Origin of the sequence: Bacillus sp. FJAT-26390, assembly GCF_001682865.1 — a bacterium.
In the GTDB taxonomy this organism is placed as follows: Bacteria; Bacillota; Bacilli; order Paenibacillales; family Paenibacillaceae; genus Pristimantibacillus.
Genome location: NZ_MAQX01000035.1, coordinates 250,753 through 273,713, shown reverse-complemented (window position 1 = coordinate 273,713; position 22,961 = coordinate 250,753). Strand labels below are relative to the sequence as shown.

Annotated in this window: 17 protein-coding genes; 13 read left to right on the top strand and 4 right to left on the bottom strand. The window is 46.8% G+C overall.

Features of this window, described 5'->3' with window-relative positions; all coding sequences use genetic code 11:
- Positions 1 to 67: 67 nt before the first annotated feature.
- Positions 68 to 2,659 (bottom strand): winged helix-turn-helix domain-containing protein, encoded by a 2,592-nt coding sequence (locus A7975_RS30350; RefSeq protein ID WP_065387620.1) that lies wholly within the window; start codon positions 2,657 to 2,659, stop codon positions 68 to 70.
- Between the two features lie 163 nt (positions 2,660 to 2,822).
- On the opposite strand from A7975_RS30350, the gene A7975_RS30345 reads away from it, so the two are divergent.
- Entirely contained in the window at positions 2,823 to 6,398 is a 3,576-nt protein-coding gene (locus A7975_RS30345; RefSeq protein ID WP_065387619.1) for an S-layer homology domain-containing protein, read from the top strand.
- Positions 6,399 to 6,879: 481 nt separating this feature from the next.
- Here A7975_RS30345 and A7975_RS30340 read toward each other — a convergent pair whose 3' ends face one another.
- Positions 6,880 to 7,620 (bottom strand): Fic family protein, encoded by a 741-nt coding sequence (locus A7975_RS30340; protein ID WP_082198558.1) that lies wholly within the window; start codon positions 7,618 to 7,620, stop codon positions 6,880 to 6,882.
- 284 nt (positions 7,621 to 7,904) lie between these two features.
- On the opposite strand from A7975_RS30340, the gene A7975_RS30335 reads away from it, so the two are divergent.
- The 8 genes from A7975_RS30335 to A7975_RS30300 all read left to right on the top strand — a co-directional run bounded on the left by A7975_RS30335 (position 7,905) and on the right by A7975_RS30300 (position 16,494).
- Entirely contained in the window at positions 7,905 to 8,288 is a 384-nt protein-coding gene (locus A7975_RS30335; RefSeq protein WP_053374140.1) for a (deoxy)nucleoside triphosphate pyrophosphohydrolase, read from the top strand.
- A 30-nt stretch (positions 8,289 to 8,318) separates the two neighbouring features.
- On the top strand, positions 8,319 to 9,230 hold the full coding sequence (locus A7975_RS30330) for a Gfo/Idh/MocA family protein (protein ID WP_065387618.1): 912 nt from the start codon (positions 8,319 to 8,321) through the stop codon (positions 9,228 to 9,230).
- A 13-nt stretch (positions 9,231 to 9,243) separates the two neighbouring features.
- Entirely contained in the window at positions 9,244 to 10,038 is a 795-nt protein-coding gene (locus A7975_RS30325; protein ID WP_065387617.1) for an alpha/beta fold hydrolase, read from the top strand.
- Between the two features lie 203 nt (positions 10,039 to 10,241).
- Positions 10,242 to 10,610, top strand: a complete 369-nt coding sequence (locus A7975_RS30320) for a GntR family transcriptional regulator (protein WP_053374143.1) — start codon at positions 10,242 to 10,244, stop codon at positions 10,608 to 10,610.
- Positions 10,607 to 11,488 (top strand): ATP-binding cassette domain-containing protein, encoded by an 882-nt coding sequence (locus A7975_RS30315; RefSeq protein ID WP_065387616.1) that lies wholly within the window; start codon positions 10,607 to 10,609, stop codon positions 11,486 to 11,488. Before A7975_RS30320 ends, A7975_RS30315 begins: the two co-directional genes overlap by 4 nt.
- Positions 11,485 to 12,231, top strand: coding sequence for a hypothetical protein (locus tag A7975_RS30310; protein ID WP_065387615.1), 747 nt, complete (start codon positions 11,485 to 11,487; stop codon positions 12,229 to 12,231). The genes A7975_RS30315 and A7975_RS30310 overlap by 4 nt, the downstream gene beginning before the upstream one ends.
- 182 nt (positions 12,232 to 12,413) lie before the next feature.
- Positions 12,414 to 14,315 (top strand): sensor histidine kinase, encoded by a 1,902-nt coding sequence (locus tag A7975_RS30305; protein WP_065387614.1) that lies wholly within the window; start codon positions 12,414 to 12,416, stop codon positions 14,313 to 14,315.
- Between the two features lie 274 nt (positions 14,316 to 14,589).
- Positions 14,590 to 16,494: a sensor histidine kinase gene (locus A7975_RS30300; RefSeq protein WP_176707840.1), complete on the top strand. Its 1,905-nt coding sequence runs from the start codon at positions 14,590 to 14,592 to the stop codon at positions 16,492 to 16,494.
- A gap of 35 nt (positions 16,495 to 16,529) precedes the next feature.
- Here A7975_RS30300 and A7975_RS30295 read toward each other — a convergent pair whose 3' ends face one another.
- Together A7975_RS30295 and A7975_RS30290 are read right to left on the bottom strand one after the other, a co-directional pair.
- A complete protein-coding gene (locus A7975_RS30295; RefSeq protein ID WP_065387613.1) occupies positions 16,530 to 16,775 on the bottom strand; it encodes an NHLP leader peptide family RiPP precursor in 246 nt (81 codons plus the stop codon).
- A 112-nt stretch (positions 16,776 to 16,887) separates the two neighbouring features.
- On the bottom strand, positions 16,888 to 17,823 hold the full coding sequence (locus tag A7975_RS30290) for a hypothetical protein (RefSeq protein ID WP_065387612.1): 936 nt from the start codon (positions 17,821 to 17,823) through the stop codon (positions 16,888 to 16,890).
- 374 nt (positions 17,824 to 18,197) lie between these two features.
- Between A7975_RS30290 and A7975_RS30285 the strand changes: the two genes are divergently transcribed.
- From A7975_RS30285 to A7975_RS30270, 4 genes are all read left to right on the top strand, one after another.
- A complete protein-coding gene (locus A7975_RS30285) occupies positions 18,198 to 18,767 on the top strand; it encodes a hypothetical protein (RefSeq protein WP_053374150.1) in 570 nt (189 codons plus the stop codon).
- Between the two features lie 74 nt (positions 18,768 to 18,841).
- Positions 18,842 to 19,918 (top strand): Gfo/Idh/MocA family protein, encoded by a 1,077-nt coding sequence (locus tag A7975_RS30280; RefSeq protein WP_065387611.1) that lies wholly within the window; start codon positions 18,842 to 18,844, stop codon positions 19,916 to 19,918.
- A 224-nt stretch (positions 19,919 to 20,142) separates the two neighbouring features.
- Positions 20,143 to 21,603 carry a polysaccharide deacetylase family protein gene (locus A7975_RS30275; protein ID WP_065387610.1) on the top strand — a complete coding sequence of 487 codons (1,461 nt, stop codon included), beginning with the start codon at positions 20,143 to 20,145 and terminating at the stop codon, positions 21,601 to 21,603.
- Between the two features lie 28 nt (positions 21,604 to 21,631).
- Positions 21,632 to 22,945: a nucleotide sugar dehydrogenase gene (locus A7975_RS30270; protein WP_065387609.1), complete on the top strand. Its 1,314-nt coding sequence runs from the start codon at positions 21,632 to 21,634 to the stop codon at positions 22,943 to 22,945.
- Positions 22,946 to 22,961 lie beyond the last annotated feature (16 nt).

Genomic DNA, 22,961 nt, shown 5'->3' with positions numbered 1-22,961 from the left:
TTGGTTACCCTCCTTAACGAAAGGATTGCGGTTATAGTTGCGCGAAATGAAGGTCATTTGTGTAAAATTATTCCCCGTCCAGCAGCTGCAGTTTCTGTGCCGCCAGCAGTGCCTGCGTTCGCGACGAGACGCCGAGCTTCGCATAAATGCGGGAGACGTATACTTTGACGGTTCCCTCTGCGAGCATCAGCGTTTGGGCAATTGATCTGTTCGAAGCTCCTTGGCGGATCAGCTTAAGCAGCTCCAGCTCGCTGCGGGTTAACTCCTCGGTAGGAGCTGCCTCCGCAGCTTCTTCAAGCCTGCCCGGAAAATGCTGCAGCAGCCTTTGTACGTATTCATTTGCAACAGTGCTATTGAGCGGAGAATCAGGAGCGAGCGACCGCTGCATTGCATATTTTTGGAGCAACCCCTGCATTCTTGCTCCTTCATCGACGTAGCTTCTTATATAGTGAAAAGGCTCGGTAATAGTCAGCGCCTCGTGCAGAAGACGGAGCGCGCTCGCCCGATGCCCGCGCTGCTCCGTGAGACAAGCTTCGAGTATCGTTATTTCCACCACGCTTATGAGCTGGTTCTCTCTAACCGCTTGAGCTTTGAGCAGCGAGAGGACGCGAAGCGCGTCGGCTTCCTTGTGCTGGGCGCCGAGCAGCCTCGCGAGCGTCACGTATTCGTAGCATCGGCTGAGCACAGGCCGCTCCTTCGCGGAAATATGGAGCTTAGGCAATTCTTTCCTCGCAAGCGGGACATTGCCTTCCCTTAGATAAAGCCTGATTTTGCATGCGATCAGCGCCTGCTTCCAGTGCAAGCTTTCGCGTTCTCTTGTCATGGCTTGAAGGGCTGCATCAATCGTATCATGAGCCAAATACGCCATGCCCTGCGCCATGTAAATCATAGCTTGCGTGATTTGATTAGGAATGTACAGCCCCGGCGTTTGGTTTGCGCGCGCGGCTCGTTCAACAACCGGGAGAAGGGCAGCGGCGTCATCTAACCGATCCCACTCGTAGTAGCCCTCGCATAGCGATTGCATCACATAGAGATTGATGAGCGATTCATTCCAGTTATGCCTTCTCAGCGTGCTTGTAAAAAGATGGGCAATGCTCTCGGTAGCAGCGGTCAGCGTCCCGTTCATGCCAAAGGAAGTTCGCCGCACAAGCGGCTCCGTCTGGTTGTAATTGAAATTATAGTAGATGGAGCTTTGCGGGAGCATCTCGTCTAATCCCCCATTTGCAAAGGCTATCCACTGCTCGAATCGGCCGCTCGTAAACAGCAAATTTGATTTGACGAATAACAGCCCGCTCTGTATTTCTTGCCCTAGCTCATGATCAGGCAGCTGCTGAATGCGCTCTATCATCATCTCGGCGCGATCGGACTGTCCGGTCACGATAAGGACAAAGGCATGAAGCAGCGCCGTATCGGGCGATCGCTTCATCCTATCCTCTGGGAAGCTGTCCAGCCATCGCAGCAGCGCCGTAAATTCGCCTTGCATGAGCAAGTAGGGAGCATGCTTCTCTAGCAGGCTTTCCGTAAGCACAGAATCAGAGGCGGCTATCGCATGGTCGATCGCTTCGACCACATAACCTCGCGATGCGAAGCTTATGCTTGCCGCGCGGTTGCAGGTTAACCACTCATTAGGCTGAAGCCGCTTCATCCGATTTTGCAAAAATTCAGCAAATAAATGATGGTACCGAAACCAGCCGTTATGCTCATCCAGTGAAATAAGGAAGAGGTTGCGCGCTTTAAGCTGCTCCAGCAGTTGATGGCTGTTTTGGTTCTTGGTAACAACCTCGCAAAGCGCAGCATCCATTCGCCCCAGCATGGAGGTCTGAAGCAGAAATTGCAGCATCTCCTCGGACAGCTCGGACAATACCTCTTGGAACATATAGTCGGCGACGGCGCGATGGCCCCCTGTAAAACTATCGATGAGCCTATCATAATCAGAGTCTGATTGAAGCGAGATCGAAATAAGCTGCAGCGCGGTAACCCAGCCCTCCGTTCGTTCGAACAAAGCATCCATTTGCGCGCGAGTGAGGGGAAGCGCGGCAGTATGGCTATAGTAGGCCTCGGTTTCTGCCAGCGTGAACTGCAGCTGACGAACATCAATCGCGGTGTGCTCAGCCTTCGCGGTCCACTTCACAGTGGAGAAAGGCAGCTCGGAGCGGGCAGCGATGACGAGGCGGATATGCGCCGGAAGTTGGTCGATAAAATAGGCAACGCTGGCGTGTATGTCCGGCAGTCCGATATATTGATAATCATCCCACACAAGGACGACCGGCTGAGCAATCGTATAGAGATCGTTAATAAATGCATCAAGGAAAGTATGGATAGACGCAGCGGGAAGCAGAGGCAAGTGCTGCGAGACTCGCTTAACCAAATGAGGGGAGGCGCTCGCGGCGACGGACTGCACGACATATCGCCAAAAGCGGATTAAATCATTGTCTCCTTTTTCTAAAGAAAGCCAGCTAACAAGGCTGCCTGTTTGATCAATCCACTGGCTGAGCAGCGTTGTTTTGCCAAAGCCAGCGGGCGCGCAAACAGTCGTCAAACGGCGTTCTGTTCCTTGGTCCAACAGCTCCGTCAGCCTTCTGCGCGGCACTAGATTTTTTCTTAATTGGGGAAGCACGGTTTTTGTTTGCAAAAGAACATGATTGGGTGATGGATTCATAACGCCTCCACAAATGATGACAAATTTCTCTTTTTTTCTATTATAGGCTACTTTTTCTGACAAAATCGAGCAAAAGTTAACTTTCGGCAATCGTTTTCCTTTTTTTCTGTTGCTAGAATCGTAGACGACGATAAAGCAGCTTGAAGAAAGGGAAGTGAAAAGGATGGAACGATTTTTCGGAATCAAAAAGGCAGCACGGCTATTGCTGGTCACATGCTTGCTTGCATCGAGTGCAGCAGGCATCTCGGTGGAGCGCGCCGCGGCAGAAGGAGCGGGAGGCAGCTATAGGTTCGAGCGGATGACGCCGGAGCAAGGACATTACTTTGAAATTGTTAGTGATGTAGAAACGGATACAAACGGAAATGTGTATGTAGCCGACTGGGCTAACCGTCAAATTGTTGTATTTGATGCGGCTGGAAAGCAGCTTGGGGCAACGAGCAGCTTTGGGGAAGGGCAGTTCCGGCCAAGCAATATCGTTATTGACCAGGACGGTTTTGTGTATGTGACTAACGGAAGCGAAATTTATAAACTAGCGGTGAGCGAGAGCTTTGTTTTTTCGCAAGTGGAGCAATGGAATGGCGAGGAGATTTTTGGCTATATTGGCGGACTGGCCGTTGATTCCGAGAGCGGAAAGCTCTATGCAGCCGATAACTATTACAATAAAATATGGATTTTGGAAGCGGGAGAGCCGGTGTCCGCAAGCCTTGATTCGTATGACATTGGGGATGAAGGAGGCAGCCCATTCCATCAGCTGTCAGCCCTAACGGTCGATCATGCGGGTAATTTATACGTATCGGATGAAAACCGAATTTTGAAGCTGGATAACGAAGGAAGGCTGCTGGATCAATGGCAAGGAAGCGAGGGGAACGAAGAGCAGCTTAATCGCTCAACTCATGTGATGATTGATGAAATCGGAGGAATCGCGGCGGATAGCAGCGGCAATCTATATGTAACGGATAGATCGAGCAACCGTGTTGTTCGTTTTGATTCATCATGGAATGCGGCGGTTATCGGTGAGGAAGGCAGGCGAAATGGCCAGTTCGATCAGCCGGAGGGCATTGCTGTAGCAGGCGACGGCAGTGTCTATGTGGCTGATAAATATAATAACCGCGTCCAAAAGTTTGATGCTGCGCTGCAGCACTTAGACACATGGGGAAGCCTCGGGGGCGAGAGCGGTCAGTTCTATATGCCCGAAAATATAGCCATCGACGCGGACGGCAGTATTTATGTGTCAGACCTAGGCAATAATCGTGTGCAAAAATTCGATAATAGACTGAATTTTTTGGAAGAGGAGGGCGGGGACTCGAACTTCTCGCCATATGGTCTAGCTGCCAATGCAGCAGGGCAAATCTATATAACAAGCTATAGTGACTTAATAAAATACAATCCGTCTGATGAGTCGATAAAAGTAGTGGATAGCGCGCTTGGCGATCCGCAGGACGTAGCGACTGATCGTAATGGCCATGTTTATGTTGCTAATACAATCGGACATACCGTTGAAGTCTTTGATGCAGAGGATGAGCAGGTGAACAGCTTCGTTGGCGAGCCGGATTATGCGGTCGGGTTTTATTTTAGGCCACAAAGCATTGCGGTTGATAGCGAGAGGGGCATCGTATACACAACGGATACGTACCATGTTCAAACGTTCACGCTTGGCGGCGAGCAGTTGGAAGCAGAGTGGGGGAATTTGAATGAAGAGACCATTGGAAATATTTCGGATATTGCGCTAGACAGTGTCGGAAACGTGTATGTTACGGACAGCGAGGACGAGTTGGTTCGTAAATATTCACCGGAAGGGCAATTGCTGGAAAGCTGGGGAAGCAAGGGGAAGTTAGAAGGCGAATTCGACGGACTGCGAGGCATAGCGGTGGACGGGACTGGTAATGTATTTGTAACGGACAGCTATAATTACCGGGTACAGAAGTTTGATTTTGCAGGAAATCAATTAGCGGCACTCTCACTATCGGGGGCTACGCTAAATGCACCGTTTGATTCTAAGAAGGACTCGTACAGAGCAGATGCAGCCAATCAGGTTTCAACGATCAAGGTTACGCCGACAGCTTTTGACGAGGCAGCTATTATTGAAGTGAACGGCGTGAAGGTAGACAGCGGAACGGCATCGGCATCCATCGAGCTTATTGCTGGGGCCCAAACTCCGATTACTGTGAAAGTAACAGCTCAGGACGGACAGTCCCGAACGTACACCGTATCTGTATTCCGAGCTGCAGCTACTGGCGGAGACGGCGGTACTGGTGGAGACGGAGGTACTGGCGGAGATGGCGGTACTGGTGGAGATGGCGGCACTGGCGGAGATGGAGGCACTGGCGGAGACGGCGGTACTGGTGGAGAAGGCGGTACTGGCGGAGACGGAGGTACTGGTGGAGAAGGCGGTAATGGCGGAGATGGAGGCACTGGCGGAAATAGCGGAACAGGGGGAGCTAGCGGAAATGTGACCAATCCTGATGAGAAGCTGCTTGATAAAACGATTGGCGGACAAGCGGGGCAAGCGATTTTGAAGGATGCCGTTGCAAGTCAAGCCGCGAATGGCAATGTAGAGGTTGTTATAAGCAGTAAGGGAGTGGACGCGCTGCTAGCGCTTTCCCCACGACCAGCCACTGTTAGCGTGGGGGTTATATCCGACACGGCGAAGCAAGTGCTGCTTGCCATCCCCGCAGCGATAGTCGAACTGGCGAACAATAATCCGCAAGCCTTTTTAGAAATCCAGACGGCGATTGGCGCATTGCGCTTGCCGCTTGCAGAGCTAAAGGATCAGGTGAAAACGGAGACGGATACCATTCATGTTGTCCTAAATTTTAACGATAAAAGCCAAGAGGCTCAGCGTGCCGAGTCTGCTCTTCCTTTCAACGGTGCTTCATCAATAGGGCTGCCGGTAGTAGGTTTTGAACTAAAAGCAGTGAAGAAGGATGGCGGCTCTAAAGCACTCGAGTATAAGGGGAGCTACGCTCAGCTTATTATGAAGCTGCCGACGAACGATGCCAGCTCGATTAAAGCGTATGAATTAGCCGGCGTATCTATTGGGAACGGCGAGAATGGCGAGGCTTATTCGGTTCCTGCCTTGTTTAGCGGCGAGGCTAACATAGTAACCAAAGTGGAATTAAAGCTTAAGGGTAGCGGGGCATATACGGTTTGGCGGCATATGCGGACGTTTGCGGACGGCACAGCTGCTCCATTTGCGACAAAAGCCATTCAAGCTTTGAGCAATAAGTTTGTGCTGCGCGGCATAAGAATAGCCAGCTTCAAGCCATTCAGCGAAATAACTCGCGCTCAGTATGTTACGATGATTTTGCAGGCGCTTGGCATTAGACCGTCTGGGACTTCTGCTGCGGCCTTTACGGACGTAAAGGCGGGACAATGGCATAACGATGCGATTGTAACCGGGTATGGAATGGGACTGGTTAATGGTTATGAGGATGGGTCGTTTAGACCGGCAGGCGTTCTGAACCGACAAGAAATGGTGACCATCCTATACCATGCAATCAAATACACAGGAAAAATTGAAGTTTTGTCGGAAGAAGAAACGAAACAACTGCTAAGTGCATACAGCGATGAGGCAAGTGTTGCGCCTTGGGCGCGCGAAGCGCTCGCGTATGCATTAAAGCAAGGTATAATCCGCGGCACTACAAGCAACAGCCTCAGTCCAACCGACGTGGCAAACCGTGCCCAAGGCGCTGTTCTCATCTACAATATGATGCAAAAGCTCGAACTGATTAATGAATAACTAACTTAAAGCACAAGGGCATCCCTTTAGCCGTTTTATCTGCTAAAGGGATGCCCTTTCTTTAGCTCGACCCCCGTACTGGGAATCTAGCCTGAAATGCAGGCTTATCGCGTACGCAGCCAGCCTGCCGCGAGAGTTCGGCCCACCGTGTGCCCAGTCAACTTCCACAGCGGCTTCATATTCACGGCAACCCTTGCCGACCAGGCCCATAAAGCTGGCATCTGAAAAATAGAGCTAGAAACTAGCTCTAACCCCGCCCAATTAACCAATTTTCACAAAATAGAGCTAGAAAGTAGATCAATTTTTCCCCGCCCCGGTCAATCTGCCCCGGAAAGGGCTGATTCCCGAGAAATAGAGCTAGAAACTAGCTCTAAACCCACCCAATTAACCAATTTTCACAAAATAGAGCTAGAAAGTGGACCTAACTCGTCCCGCCCCTGCCAGCTCGCCCACCGAAAAGGGCGGATTTCAGAAAAAATGCTTACAGATGCAATCGAGCACCCTTGGCTGTAAGGCAATAGGTGCGTATCCGCTTTTCTCCGGATGCTGGTTCAACCAGCTCTTGCTTCAGCAGCTGCTTCAGGTATTTAAGAGCTGTAGAGTGACTGACTCCAAGCTGCTTCTCGACATCTTTAGGGCTGAAGGGTGCTCTATTACCACGGCGTTGTGCGGAACGCAGGAGCTCACGAGCGAACGCAGGCAAGGGTTGATCCAGCAATTGATCACGACCCAGGCCGTACAATTTGCCAAGCAGCTGCTGGATAAATTGCTGACATTGCCGTGGCCTTTCACGAAGGTCGTCATAGGAAAAACGGACGATGATCCAGTCGTCCAAGACAAGCTGATTTTGCCGAAAGCGGTCATCTGAAAATTTGCGTCGTGAGGCGTTTTTTTGATGCGGTCCATAGCCGTTAATTTCAATGGAGATGCGATAGGGTGGACGCATATAGGTGAAGTCTAAAAATCGGCTCCCATCACGATAATCATTCACCTCGTACTCCGGATGCAAATGCTCAAAGCTTTGCAGAACAGGCAACCAGATGCCGATTGCAAACAGCTGCTCTCCATGATCGTCCCGCTCCACTAACCGTCGCCTTCGCTCACTTGTTGGATCACGCAGCTCGGTATGCTTGAGTATCCACTCCCGATAAGCCAGCTCGGATTCACCCCATTTAATGGTTGATCCAATATTCACGCCGTCAAACGTCATTTGATTTTCCATAAGACCGACCCGCTCCTATCTCCTGAAAATAAAAAAACACCGCTTGTTCTTCGGACAATGGTCCAGAGAATAAGCGGTGTTCTTCACCTAAAAGTATTGTAGCTGAACTGTAAGCGGATGTCATCAGCTTCGTTTTTATTTTAAGCGTAGCAGCATCAACCTCAACGACCCAACGGCTTTTTTTGGCTGCGATCAAATATGCGCAAGGAATCTTGCTTGCAAATTTCGAGAATGAATACCAAAATGGGAGGTAAGGAGTTCGCAATTAGAGGATGTGTGTCTGATTGATTCGGGTAGCAGCAGCTATTATTGAGAATGAGCAGCGATTGCTGCTCATAGCAAAACGCAGAATAGAAAAATCACAGGGTGGACTATGGGAGTTTCCAGGCGGCAAACTGGAGGAGGAGGAGTCGCCTGAGGCGTGTCTGCGCAGAGAGCTGATGGAGGAAATGGGCGTCGAGATCGAAGTGCAAACGTATTTTGGCATAAATGAGCATTGGTATGGTGACTTACAGATTCAACTAATAGCTTATAGAGCGAAGTTTATTGCAGGCGTTATTGCACTGATCGATCATGATGAGTATCGCTGGGTCCGCTCAGAGCAATTAGCTGATTATTCTTTTGCTCCCGCGGATATAAAATTTGTTAACATGCTTATGCAAGGCTAAAAAAATGAGCAAATGAAGAGGTGCCAGAGAATGAGTAAGCTTCGTATCGGAATGGTTGGACTTGGCGGTATCGCTCAAAAAGTATATCTCCCCCTATTATCAAGAGCCTCGGATTGGACGTTTGCAGGCGCTTATTCTCCTAGTGCGGAGAAACGAATGGCTATTTGCGGGGAGTATCGAATCGAATCGTTCGGCAGCTTATCCGAGCTAGCAGAAAGCTGCGATGCGGTATTTGTACATAGCTCGACGGATTCCCATTTTGAAGTTGTGTCTACTCTCCTCAATCGGGGTAAGGATGTATATGTAGATAAGCCGCTTGCGGCAACCTTAGAGGAGTCGGAGCAGCTTGCGGAGCTAAGCGTGAAGCTTGGGAGAAAGCTTATGGTTGGCTTCAACCGCCGATTCGCGCCGTTATACGTACAGGCGAAGCAGCATACGGCTCAGGCTGCATGGATTCGAATGGAGAAGCATCGCACAAATTCGGTCGGTCCTCAGATGGTGAATTTTACGATGCTGGATGATTATTTGCATTTGGTGGATACGGCAAGATGGTTGGCGGATGGCAAAGCCGATTTGCAAAACGGGAACGTCCGGATCAACGATGAAAATCAACTGTTATATGCACAGCATCAATACAATGCGTCAGCTGGTTATAGCGTATCGACCGCGATGCATCGCAATGCCGGCACAAGCATCGAACAGCTTGAGATCGTTGCGGCAGGCGAAATGATTCGCGTCAAAAATATGAGTTTGCTCGAGGTGGAGCGGGATGATAAGCTTACAACGATTTTCCCTCCGGCTTGGCAGACGATTTTGAAGCAGCGCGGCTTCGAGGATGCCGTGCATCATTTTGTGCAATGCATCATTCATGATCAGAAACTCGCCGTGGATGGCGAGGAGGCTTTGAAATCACAACAGCTGCTGATGAGCATGCTGAATTAAGGACGTGTATGAAATGAATCAGGATTCAGCGGCTTTGCCAAAACCGAAGCAGGGGCGTAGAAGAAAGGTGCTGATCTGGGCGGCAGGCATTGTATTAGCTCTATTATTAACGCTCGTTATCGTGTATCAGGTTATGGTATATTCGCCGTCGCCGGAAGCTAAAGCGGCAATGAAAAGCGATGACCAGGTAACGGTCGGCATCGGACAAGCCGGCTACCGCTTTGAGCCTGCTGCAGGCGAGGCGGCTGTGAAGCAGCCGAATGTTGTTTTTTATCCGGGCGGTTTGGTAGATCCTAAGAGCTACGCGCCTTTTGCGCGGGAATTGGCAGAGGCCGGTCACCGTGTATACATCGCCAGCATGCCGCTCAACCTTGCTTTTATGGGGAAAAATAAAGCGGATGCCTTCATTGCCGAGCATCCTAACGAGAGTTACGTGCTAGGCGGACACTCGCTTGGCGGTGTTTTTGCTTCAAGGTATGCCGCTGAGCATCCGGATCAAATCGAGGGCATTTTCTTCTTGGCGGCTTATGCGGAAAAGGCCGGAAGCCTAGCCGATGCCAAGCTTCCGGTATTGCAAATTACCGCTTCTAACGATGGGGTGCTGAACTGGGAGGACTGGGGCAAGGGGAAAGCGTTTATGCCTAGCCATACGCAGTATGTCACCATTGAAGGCGGCAACCACGGCCAATTCGGTTCCTACGGCGTTCAAAAGGGCGATAAACAAGCGACCATTACGCCACAGGAGCAGCTGGATCAGGTTAGCCGCGAGCTGCTTGGTTGGATGAAGGGCATTCACGTCTCTGAGTAAATATCCATAACGATGGAATGGTCTTGCTGTGCTTGGCATAAAGTAAGGACAAGAAGCTGTCTCATGAGGTCAATGACCTGATGGGGCGGCTTTTTTTGTTTTGTAAAAAGACGAGCTGTATCCAAATAGGCTTGACATCGGATAATGTTAGTTGTATGGTTAGTTACATAAGTAATGAACCATAGAAGCGAAGAGGTGATGGCGTGTTTGATGACCGAAGTCCCATATACCAGCAGATTGCTGACAAAATTAAAGACGATATCATTAGCGGCGTTCTGCAGGAAGATGAGCAGGTGATGTCTACGAATCAATATGCTGCGTTTTATCGCATAAACCCGGCTACCGCAGCGAAAGGCTTCCATTTGTTAACGGAGGAAGGCATTTTGTATAAGAAAAGGGGAATCGGCATGTTTGTGAGCGGTGAAGCGCGGCAATCGTTGCTTATGCAGCGTAGGGAGCGTTTTTTTGAGGAGGTTGTCGATCAAATGCTTGCGGAGGCCGAGAAGATCGGAGTGCCGCTGGCAGATATTATAGGTCGAATCGAACAGGTGAGAGGGAGGGACGGGAAATGACGCTTCCGGTAGAGGTGAGCCATTTGCAGCTGCGTTATGGTTCTTTTACGGCGCTTGAGGATATTTCGTTTAAGCTGAAGGGCGGCAAAATATACGGTCTGCTCGGCCGGAACGGCTCTGGCAAAACAAGTCTGCTATCGATACTAGCCTCTTATCGCGAACAATCAGGCGGCAACGTAGCCATTGATGGCGAAGCCCCCTTCGAAAATGCGCGAATTATGGAGCAAGTATGCTTCGTTCAAGAAAGCGGCCACATGCCCGAAACCCTTTACGTACGAGATGTGTTAAAGCTAGCAGCAAGCTGCTGGCAGAACTGGGATGCTGATTACGCAGACCGGCTCATACGTCAATATGAGCTTCCGCTGAAGAAGCGGGTGGCATCGCTCTCGCGAGGAATGAAATCTGCGCTTGGCGTGACATTAGGCCTTGCCAGCCGCGCCCCGGTTACGATTTTTGACGAGGCTTATCTTGGCATGGATGCTCCTTCTCGCTATACCTTTTACGAAGAGCTTCTAAATGATTATATGGAGGCGCCTCGGACATTCATTTTATCCACGCATTTAATTGAGGAGGTAGGCTCCTTGTTTGAGGAGGTGCTTATTTTGGATAAAGGGCGCTTGCTCATGCATGAGGAAACAGAGGCGCTTCGCGCGCGCGGCGCATCCATTACCGGACCAAGCGACAGCGTAGACCGTTTCGTTAGCGGCTTGACGGTGCTTGGGCAGCAGAAGCTGGGCAAGACGAAGTCGGCTACGGTGTTCGGTGAACTCACGGAACAAAAACGCAAGGCAGCATTGGCGGAGGGGCTTGAGCTTGGGCCTGTATCGCTGCAGGATCTGTTCGTTCATTTGACCAAGAAACGAGGGGATGAGTTATGAGCGGCAAGAGAAAGCATCCCGTGCTGAATGTAGCACAGCATCTGCTGTACACCTTTCGCTGGACGTTCTTCTTCTATTGGATTATTTTCATATTGGTCTTTATTGGCCTTGCTGTTTTAGTGAATGAAAAGGTCATTCCTGACGGAGAATTGAATTTAAATGAAATATGGGAGAGCGTAACGATTTCCCCTAAAATATTTCTCATGGTCATCGGCATTTTGCTGACCCCAGCGTCTCTTGCGAGTTTTGTTGCGTGCGGCGTAACGAGGAGGCATTTCATACGGGGCGTGACACTCTTCATGGCAGCGAGCTCAGCGCTGTTAGCGATCCTTATGATGGCAGGCATTTCGGTGGAGCAGTTTATTTATGAGCGGAATAATTGGTCCATTGAGCTGCAAAACGCTCATCTATTTACTTCCCCTTCGCAGCTAGGCTTGGTTTTTGTAGAATATTTTTGCTTGTTCTTTGCTTACTTTGGCAGCGGCTGGCTCATCGGCTCGGGTTATTATCGGTTCCACTGGCGGAACGGGTTGCTTATTACGCTTGTGGCGATTGTTACGGCAGTGGCGATGGACATCGTATTAACCTCAAAGTGGCTGGGCGAGCTGCTGCAATCGGCATTTAATGCCCAGCATACGCCAGTTGCTGCAGTCGTACTGCTTGCCATCCTCGTGATAGCGATTATCGTGGTACTGAACGATAGGATCCTTCGCCGTGTAGCGATCAAGAAAAAAATGTTTTAATAGCAAATGACAAGGCTGCTGCTGAAGGTCGTGACGATCTTTGGGGCAGCTTTGTTTATTTTCCCCTTGGCGAAAATGATTGTGCTTTTTGGAAATAGTGGGAAAGAAGAAGGAGGGGTATCAAAGTTTGTCGAAATATAGTAGAAATATAAAATAGTATTTTCAACATGCCGAGGTGTTCAATGAAGGCTTCCCATAAATTTATGCTGGCTCTTGTTTTATTGATATTTATAGCCATTCCGCTCCTTTCAACACCCACTTACGCGTTATCGAATTCTACTCCTGCTGCTATAACCGATTGGGAAATGATGTGGGAGGACGATTCGCATGAGACCGTTCAAAATGCTTCTTCAAGTGAGCGTTCAAGCGAGTGGCAAGCATTTACCTATGGGGATGCGTTGCCGAAGAAACCAGCTAATATTCAATCGGCATGGGTTAGGTTTAAGCTGCCGGAATATGATCTGGCAAGGCCTGTATTATTAATAAGTAAGTTAACAGCCAAGGACGTTTCGATTTTTATCAATAATAAGCTCGTTTATGAGTCAGACCGTAATTATCCTTATAATAAAAACGTGATTCTTTTGTCTATTACGGAACATGAAGCTAATCATATGGTCTATATTCTTTTGCATACCGATTCAGATTGGCTTGGCCTAAAGAATCCCATTATGATTGGTGAAGGCCAGATACTCAGCAAAGCGTTTATGAAGCAGGAAATGTTCGATGTCGTTATTGGGGCATCGCTTTTATTTGTATCGCTGGCTATGTTTTTATGTTTTTTATTTTTAAATAAATCTTATTTGTCGGGGATAAATTCACTCTGTGTTTTTATTTTTTCAATCGGGGTAATGCTTCTTTCTTTATCTCCCTATGTCCATTCGGTATATAAGGAATATGGATTTATCATTTATTACACGTTTGATGTCAGTTCAAATTTATTGATGCCTTCTATTTTTATCTTTTTTGAGAAAATATTTGGACGAGGTCCCTACGGATTAATTACGCGTTTTAGAAAGCTGCAGGTCATGGTTTCGGCGATTTCTATTGTTTGGTTTTTTGCTTCTTTCCTATCGGATGGAATTGAAAAGTATTATATACTCGTGACGACGCTCACGTTTGCCGGGACGGTCGTTTTCGGGAACATGCTGCTTATTGGCTGTTTCATCAAGTATTGTCTGCAACGGAACAAAGAAGCTATCATCATTACGATTGGATTCGGCACTTTCGCAGCGATAGCAGCGTTAGAGCTCGGCTGGTACTTTATTCAAGACAAAAATTATGATTTGATATTTTGGAAATGGGGCATTTTTAGTTTTATTGCCTCCTTAATTATTATTTTAGTAAGAAGAATATTGTTGAATTACGAGCAGGTCGTAAAATATTCCAAGCAGCTGGAAGTCTTTAATAATGAGCTTCAGCGTGCCGAAAAAATGGATATCATCAGCCAATTAGCCGCTTCGGTAGCCCATGAGGTTCGTAATCCGCTGCAAGTGACCAGAGGTTTTCTTCAATTGCTCGGTGAGAAATCAACGAACGAAAGAGACAAAGGGTTTATGGTGATGGCAATAGATGAGCTGGATCGGGCGGCTGATATTATTACGGATTTTTTAACATTTGCTAAGCCGCAGCTCGAAGAAATGACGCTTTTGAACGTTGCCGACGAGCTTAAGAAAATAGAGGGAATACTGGTGCCTTTAGCGAACATGCAGGGCGGCGTTATCAAGGCGGAGTTATCACCTCAATTATACGTTCGCGGTGATTCATCCAAACTAAAGCAAGCGATAATTAATATTATCAAAAACAGTATTGAAGCTCTAAACAAAGATGGAACCATTTTGATTCGAACCTACATGGATGATTTCAACAACGTGGTCATTACTATAAAGGATAATGGGGAAGGGATGAACGAGGCCGACCTGAAGAGATTAGGCGAGCCTTATTACTCCAAAAAAACGAAAGGAACCGGCTTAGGATTGATGGTGACCTTCCGTATTATTGAAGCTATGGGCGGGAAGATTAAGTTTAATAGTAAAAAAGGCGTGGGTACGGAAGCTGTCATCCACATCCCTTCAGCAAAAAAATAGCGCTGTCTGCTCATATTAGAGTGGACGAGCGCTTTTTTTGTCATTTTACGATATATGTTATAAAACGTAAATTTCTAATATTCGACAAATAATAGAAACTATTGTGCCTTTTCACTAAAGGGAATAAACTGGAATTAGCTTAATAACCCATTTTATCTGGTTCTAACTTGTTGTTTATTTTAAATAAAGGGTAAAGTCAGAAGGTTCTAAATCGAAGATTGTCGAAATATAGTACCGTATAAGGAATTGTGATTCTTATCATATGAGGTGTTCAATGAAAGCTTTACATAAATATGTAATTGTTATCGTCCTATCGTTATTTATTGCTAGCTCCTTTCTGGCTGTGTCCGCCTATGCGCAGTCTTCTGCTGCGACTACTGCCATCACGGAGTGGGAAATGATGTGGGAAGAGAATCCTGATAGTACGGTTCAGGATGTTTCTTCCAAGGAAAGGGAAGGGGAGTGGGTTTTACACTCCGAGAACGACGTTTTAGTCGAAAAGCCCGTTGACATGCAAGTAGCGTGGGTAAGAATCAAATTGCCTGAGTTTGATTTGGCTAGACCAGCATTATCCATAAATAATTTATCTGCTAGAGACGTAACGATATATATTAATGAAAAAATCGTCTATGAGTCGTATCGAAACTACTCTTTTAATAAGAACGAAATTATACTCCCACTAATACCTCAGGAGTCCAATCAAAATATATATTTAAAATTAGCAACGAGTACAGGTTTAATTGGGATAAAAGGTAAACTTACTTTAGGAGAATATCAATATCTTGATAAAAGCTATATGAAATACGGTTTTTTGGATGTTATTTTAGGTGCTGCGCTTGTGTTTATTGCATTAGGCTTACTTCTTTGTTTCTTATTTATAAAAAAAATATATCTAGCGGCAGCTAATTCATTAACGATTATTATTCTATCTGTTGGAATAATGATTTTTACGAATTCATCCTTTTTACATAAGTTTTATCCGCAAGTAGGTGTTACGGCATATTACTCTTTTGACATGGCATCAACCTTGCTAATGCCATCTATATTTTTATTTTTTGAGCAGGTTTTCGGTAAAGGACCATATCAGTTAATCTCACGTTTTAGAAAAATTCATATGTGGTTTGCTTTAGTTAATATTGCTTTTTTTGTGGTTGGTTTTTTATTAGACGGAGTAAGAAATTGGTACTCCATTTACGGTTCTGCAGTCTTTGCGCTCTTTATTCTCTTAAGTAATATACTTCTTATTGTATTGCTCGTCATTTATTGTAGACAAAAGAATACAGAAGCAATCATTTTATCAACCGGCTTTAGTATGTTTGCAGCAATAGGGGGAGGGGAGCTGGTTTGGTATTATTTAAAAGGTATGGATTACTACATGTTTGTGTGGAAGTGGGGTATACTCTGCTTTTTAGGAGCTTTAGTCATTATACTTGCACGTCGAAGCATACATAATTATGAACAGCTAATGAAGTACTCAAAGCAAATGGAGATATTTAATCTGGAGCTTCAACGTTCTGAGAAAATGGATATCATTAGCCAACTTGCGGCTTCAGTTGCACATGAAGTGCGAAATCCACTACAAGTAACGCGAGGATTTCTACAGATTATTGGGGAAAAAGCAAGCAATGAAAAAGATAAAACCTTTATGCTGCTGGCCATTGAGGAGCTTGATCGGGCAGCAGAGATTATTACAGACTTTTTGACCTTCGCCAAACCTCAGTTGGAGCATTCAACGATACTGAACATTGGGGAAGAACTGCAGCAAATAGAAGGAATTCTCGTTCCCTTAGCGACGATGCAAGGCGGAATTATTACAGTGGAACTAGAATCAGAGCTATATGTTCGAGGAAATTCATCAAAATTTAAACAAGCACTAATTAATATTATTAAAAACAGTATTGAAGCATTTGGGCAAAATGGCGCGATTCATATTCGTGCTTACGAACATGAAAGTACTAACAAAGTAATCATTCATATTAAAGACAATGGCGAAGGTATGAATGAGGCTGATTTAAAAAGGCTAGGCGAACCGTATTATTCGAAAAAAACTAAGGGCACGGGATTGGGTCTCATGGTCACTTTCCGTATTATTGAGGTTATGAATGGAACGCTTCATTTTTCGAGTGAAAAGGGAGTTGGAACTGAAGCTACAATTGAATTCCCACTAGAGAAAAAATAACGCCCTTTACCAGTTGGTAAAGGGCGTAGTTTTTATTAATTAGGCCACATCGGGAAGAATACTTGAGCTTCATCTTGTTTCTCAGCAGGGTTAACGGGAAGAACGAGATAAAATTTATTTGCTGTCTCTTCTACCACTTCTACCTCGATTGTATCCGGTACATCAACGCCAAAAGCGTCTTTAACGGCTGTTTTCGGGTCGGCTAGAAGTTGTTTTTTGAATTCGGCATCTTCCCAGGCTTTTTGAATGATTTGTTCTTGCAATGATTGTTTAGTGGACACAATGATCACCCTTCCGAATATGTATATGTTTACCATACTCAGTTTAGCATGACCATTCGACATATTCCATATATATTTTCAATTTTTCGACAAATAATAGATTCTTTTGCACCTATCCAATTGATTGATTCGCGAAAAAATAGTTAAATCCGCCCTCAAGTAAATTTTTCCTTTTTGATTCAATCGTCTCATATAACTGGTTCAAATGGTTCACTATAAAAGCGTGGAACTCTACCAATTCCCCAGCTCCCGCTTCCATAGCCGCTATCTTCGCATGATTATCCTCGGCCAGCTGCACATATGGCTTTAGGCATCCTCGAATGTAAATGGCATTTTCAGCATCCTTCTCTGTCAAAATGGTTCCAGCAGGGCGATCGGCAGCAATCATCGCAAGCAAGCCGTTATAGCTGCCATCTGCTAAATCTTCCCGCCAGTCCGCATAGTCATCCGCCATCTGAAGCGTCATAAGCACGATGTCGATCATTTGCTCCAGCTTGTCGATTAGCTCTGTCCGCCCTGTTAAGAGAAGCGCGCCCGTGCTTGCGATTTTGACGGGACCTGCTTTGCCTGCCGTGCGGATCGGATCGTTAATAAAATAATCCTGGCGATTCTCGTTCACAACGCTGTCAGCCCATGTCGTCACATAACGTTGATAATAGGACCAAAACACGGGATCGGAAGGGAACAACTCGCGGAAGAGGCTGAACATTTCAAGCTGCAGCAGGCTGCCGAGAGCAAGCTGCTCCTTCCAGCGGGAAGAGGGAAGGCCGTCCATCACGTCATCCTGAATAAAAAAATAGAGCATTCCATATACATTAGCTAAAGCGAGCTTCTCACACTGTGCATCACTAATGCCGCTCGGCTCCTTGACCCAGAAGGGAAGCAGGCTGCATATGTAATCCTTGCCGCTATCATGCTTCACAGGATTGAACTTGTCGGCGTAAGCAAGGCCAATCGCGTTAAGCGGTTCTGGAAAAACGGCAATACGGCGCTCAGCTTCCATATAAACTTGCTCCAGCTGCGTTTTATATCGAGTAAACCATTCCATATAGAAACCCTCCGTGACCATTCATTGGAATTGAAATGACTATACTAAATTGTAAATTGGCGCATATAAATAGTAAATGAACCGTGTAAATCTTTTCCTACTATACCATCTTCCAAATAAGCAAATGTTAACATTTTTTTAAGCAAGAGGTAAAAAAGGCGAACTACCTTATTGAGTAAAAAGAGAAAATCCAGTAAAATAGAGTAAAGCTATGGAAGTTTGAATGATTGGTAGAAGACCCTCTGTCACACTATGTTTACAAAACTGGACTAAGGTCGGGGACATACCTATTACCTGAGCAGGTTTAGAATTTTGTTCTCCTGCATTAAAGTTAATACCAAGATGAGAGTTCTTTAATGTGGAGGTAGTACGGCATGAATAGAGATGTAGAAATTTATGTGCTCTTAACGAATACGGGTACATTATTCTCAAAGACCATTCGATGGTATACGAAAAATATGTTAAACCATGCATCAATAGCATTTGACAGCGATTTGAATGAAGTGTATAGCTTCGGGAGAAAAAATCCGAGCAACCCATTTTTTGCGGGGTTTGTGAAGGAGGATGTGCGCGGCGAGTTTTTTGAGCATTCTACCTGTGCTCTATACCGATGCACGATCAGCCATTGCGCTTATATTAACATTAGAAACCAGATTCACTATATGGAGAAGAATAGAGACCAATACAAATATAATCTGCTTGGCATGTTAGGCATCATGCTTAATATCGAGATGAAACGAGAATACGCTTACTTCTGTTCGCAGTTCGTCGCTTCGGTTTTCGAAGAAAGCGGAGTGAATTTGGTCAACAAGCCATCTTTATTCGTAACGCCTGCTGATTTGGAGAATACGGCATTATTAGAATTAGTCTACCACGGCAAGCTGCATGCCTATACGGGCGTCAAAGAGGAAATAAAAGCGACAGGCACTTTCCGAACGGCATAATAAAAGATCTCTCATGAGGAGATCTTTTTCTTTTTAAAGGAATCAACAATAGATCGGGGAGGCTGACTTTCAAAATGTCCATGATCAGTTTTGGCATTATCGGCGGAGGCTGGCGCGCGGAGTTTTACATAAGGATAGCAAAAGCGCTGCCAGAGCGATTTCGTATTCATACGATGCTTGTGCGGGACGAGGAGAAGGGACGGGCTCTCGAGGCAAAATGGGGCATTCGAACGGTCCGCAACATGGAACAATTCATAGAAGAGGCGGCGAATATGAGCTTCACAGTCGTATCCGTGCCACGTACCGCAGTTCCGGACATGCTCCGTGAATTAGCCGAGCATAGGATTCCGGTGCTTGCAGAGACGCCGCCGGCCGCGGATTTGGCTGCTCTTGATGCGCTTTATGGATCATTGCCACAGGGTGCAAAGGTACAGGTTGCGGAGCAGTATTTATTCCAGCCGATGCATGCCGCCCGCATTCAGATCGCGCGCTCCGGCAAGCTGGGCGAGGTGAAGCATGTACAGGTCTCGGCTGCTCATGATTATCATGGTATTAGCCTTATTAGACAGCTGCTTGGCGTTGGCTTCGAGACGGCCGCCATTAGCGGCCAGCAGTTTGAATCGACGATCATGCAAGGGCCAAGCCGGCAAGGCGACCCTATCGAGGAACGTTTCGTGCAGTCGGTTCAACGGATCGCGACGTTCCGTTTTGGAGATAAGCTGGCTGTTTACGATTTTACAGGCGACCAATATTTCTCTTGGATTCGGCGCAGCCGCGTTCTCGTCAGAGGCAGCAAGGGCGAGCTGGTGGACTCCGAAGTCAGCTACTTAAAGGACTATGCTACACCTATCCATACTGAGCTTCGTAGGATAGATACCGGCCATCACGGCAATTTGGAGGGCTATTACCATCGCGGCGTCACCGCGGACGGGGAATGGCTGTACCAAAATCCGGTCGCTCCCGCAAGGCTAAGCGATGACGAGATCGCGATAGCTACATGCTTGCTTCGCATGGGCGATTACGCTTCAGGAGGACCTTCCTTTTACAGTCTTGCCGAAGCAGCTCAGGATCACTATCTGGCGCTAATGATGGGACAAGCGATTGAATCAGGTCAAACTGTTCATACAGATCAGCAGATTTGGACGAGTTAATAAGACATATAGTACACAAAAATGGTACCATTTACATGCAGGGGTTTTCCTAGCCCTATGATAAAATATAATTATAGTAGACGACTCTATATCACAACCATTGTGATTGAGTCGTTTTTTGTTTTAGCGGGTCGAATTGTACAGAAATTGTACATTTCTGTCGGATATAATTGATAAAATAATTTACTTTATTGGAATAATCATGGGTATGAAGGAGTAAGCGGATGTTTTCCCTCAACAAAAAAAACGATAAAAGAACGGCAACACTCATTCTAGCGTTTCTATTAACGATGTCTGTTCTAACGGGCTGCAGTTTATTTGGTAACCGCTCGAACTCCGGAGATACGAACCTGGCAGCAGGCGAGGAAACGAATCAGCCACAAATGCCTTATAACGGTGAGATGAGCAAGGCGATTCCATTCGTGTACACGACGAATAAAGAGCTTTCGCTTACCTTCAACGGCATGGGTGACGAGGAAATTATGGCTAAGCTGCTTGATGAGCTTGATCGATACCGTATCAAGGCGACCTTTTTCCTGCCAGGGGAGAGGGTGGCGGAGGAGCCGGATATCGCGAATGAGATTTTGGCCAGAGGGCATGAAATCGAGAACAATACGCTGAACCAATTGGATCTTACTAATTTAACCTACGAGCAAGTTTACAAGGAAATTCATGTGAGCAATGAAGTTATAAAAAAAGAAACAGGCGTCACTCCGCAATATTTGAGAACGAGATCAGGCGACTATAACGACAATGTCCGTTTAGCCGCGGCTCAGAGCGGGTTGTCGGGCGTTGTATCGTACAGCCTTAATTTGCATGAGTGGCAAAATGAAACCGAACAAGAAAAAGCCAATTACATTCGAAAATATGTCACACGCGGCGGAATCATCGCACTGGATTCAGAGCTGGATACCCATGTTCTCGAATCCGTTCCGTTTATCGCAAAGGCGGCAGAGGATGTCGGCTATAAGCTGATTCCGCTTAGAAAGCTGATTGAGAGCGGTCATGAGAGAAAGCCGCTGGAACAAATCCCGGGTTACGACGCTGCGAAAATCAATTTAAACTACAAGGACGCCAAGTATCAGCTTATCAATAACCTCGGGATGAATAAGAAGATCGTTTCCTTGACCTTTGATGATTGGGGCACTGATTATACGGTTACCAAGCTGCTTGATATATTGGCTAAATACAATATTAAGGCGACCTTCTTCCTGCGTGCGAACGGGGCTGAGAAAAACCCGAATTTAGCTAAGGCCATTGCAGACGCAGGCCATGATGTTGCTAACCATACTTACAGCCATCCCGTTATTACGAAGATAACGCCAGAGCAATTGCAACAGGAAGTTGTAAAAGCCCATCAAGTCATAACCGAGGCGATTCAGCAAAAGCCTACGATGCTGTTCAGGCCGCCGACCGGTGCCATTGACGATGATAGAGCGAGGATGGTGGCTGCTACCGGCTACACAGATATCGCCATGTACGACGTTACGGTGTTCGACTGGGATTCTGCCAGCGATGCCGACCATATCGTAAATGGCATTCTGGATCAAACGGTAAGCGGCAGCATCATATTGCTTCATATGCTCGATGATATCCATACGATTGAGGCGCTGCCGATCGCCATTGAGAAGCTGAGAAGCAAAGGCTATGAATTTGTTCCCATGTCGCAAATGGCTTTGAAATAACATTTTCTACCTAGACGGAGTTGGGCATATGGCGTTATTCGAAAAGATTGTTGCAAAAGAGAAGAAAATGGCTGTCATTGGGCTAGGGTATGTGGGATTGCCGATCGCGGTCGCTTTTTCCAAAAAAGTGGATGTGATCGGCTTTGACGTAAGCGAGGCAAAGATTGACGCCTATAGACGAGGTTTCGATGCAACGGGGGATGTCGGCAATGACGTTCTCGGGAGCAGCACGGCCCGGTTTACTTCCGATGAGAACGAGCTGAGCGATGTTTATTTCTTCATTGTTGCTGTGCCGACGCCTGTTCAAAGCGGCAATGTTCCAGACCTGAAATATGTGCAAAGCGCAAGCCGGACGGTTGGCAGACAGCTGAAGAAGGGCTCAATCGTCGTATTTGAGTCCACGGTGTATCCGGGAGTAACGGAGGAGATCTGCGTGCCGATTCTCGAGGCGGAGTCGGGACTGGCCTGCGGCGTCGATTTTAAGGTCGGTTATTCGCCAGAGAGGATCAATCCGGGAGATAAAGTCCACCGGCTGGAGAACATTACGAAGATCGTATCCGGGATGGATGAGGATACGCTCCATATAGTAGCGAGCATGTATGAGCTTATTATTGAGGCTGGCGTATACCGCGCCGAGAGCATCAAGGTAGCCGAGGCGGCGAAAGTGATCGAGAACGCGCAGCGGGACATTAACATCGCTTTTATGAATGAGTTGTCTATGTTATTCAACAATATGGGGATCAGCACCAAAGCCGTTCTGGAAGCCGCAAGCACCAAATGGAATTTTCTAAACTTTACGCCAGGACTGGTGGGCGGACATTGTATCGGAATTGATCCCTATTATCTGACTTACAAAGCGGAGGACACCGGCTATCATTCAAAAATTATTTTAGCAGGACGCCATATAAACGATGGAATGGGCAAATATGTAGCTCAGCAAATTATTAAGAAGCTGGTCAAGCTGAAGGGAAATATGAATACGGCCAAAATCGGCTTCCTCGGCCTATCATACAAGGAGGACAGCTCGGATATTCGCAATACGAAGGTAACCGACATCATTCGCGAGCTGGAGGAGTACGGCATTACGACGCTTGTAGCTGATCCGAATGTGGACAAGCAGCAGGTGTATAGGGAATACGGCATCGAGCTTGTTGAGATGGACGCGCTCAAAGGGCTGAATGTAGTCGTTGTGGCCGTGCCCCACAGTCAGTTTAAGCAGATGGGCGTGAGTGATTTTGACAAGCTGTACGAGGATCATAAAACGAAGCTACTCATTGATGTAAAAGGAATATTCAATAAAAACGAATTTGAGGAACACCGTTACGAGTATTGGAGCCTGTAGTGCCAGATTGGAGACA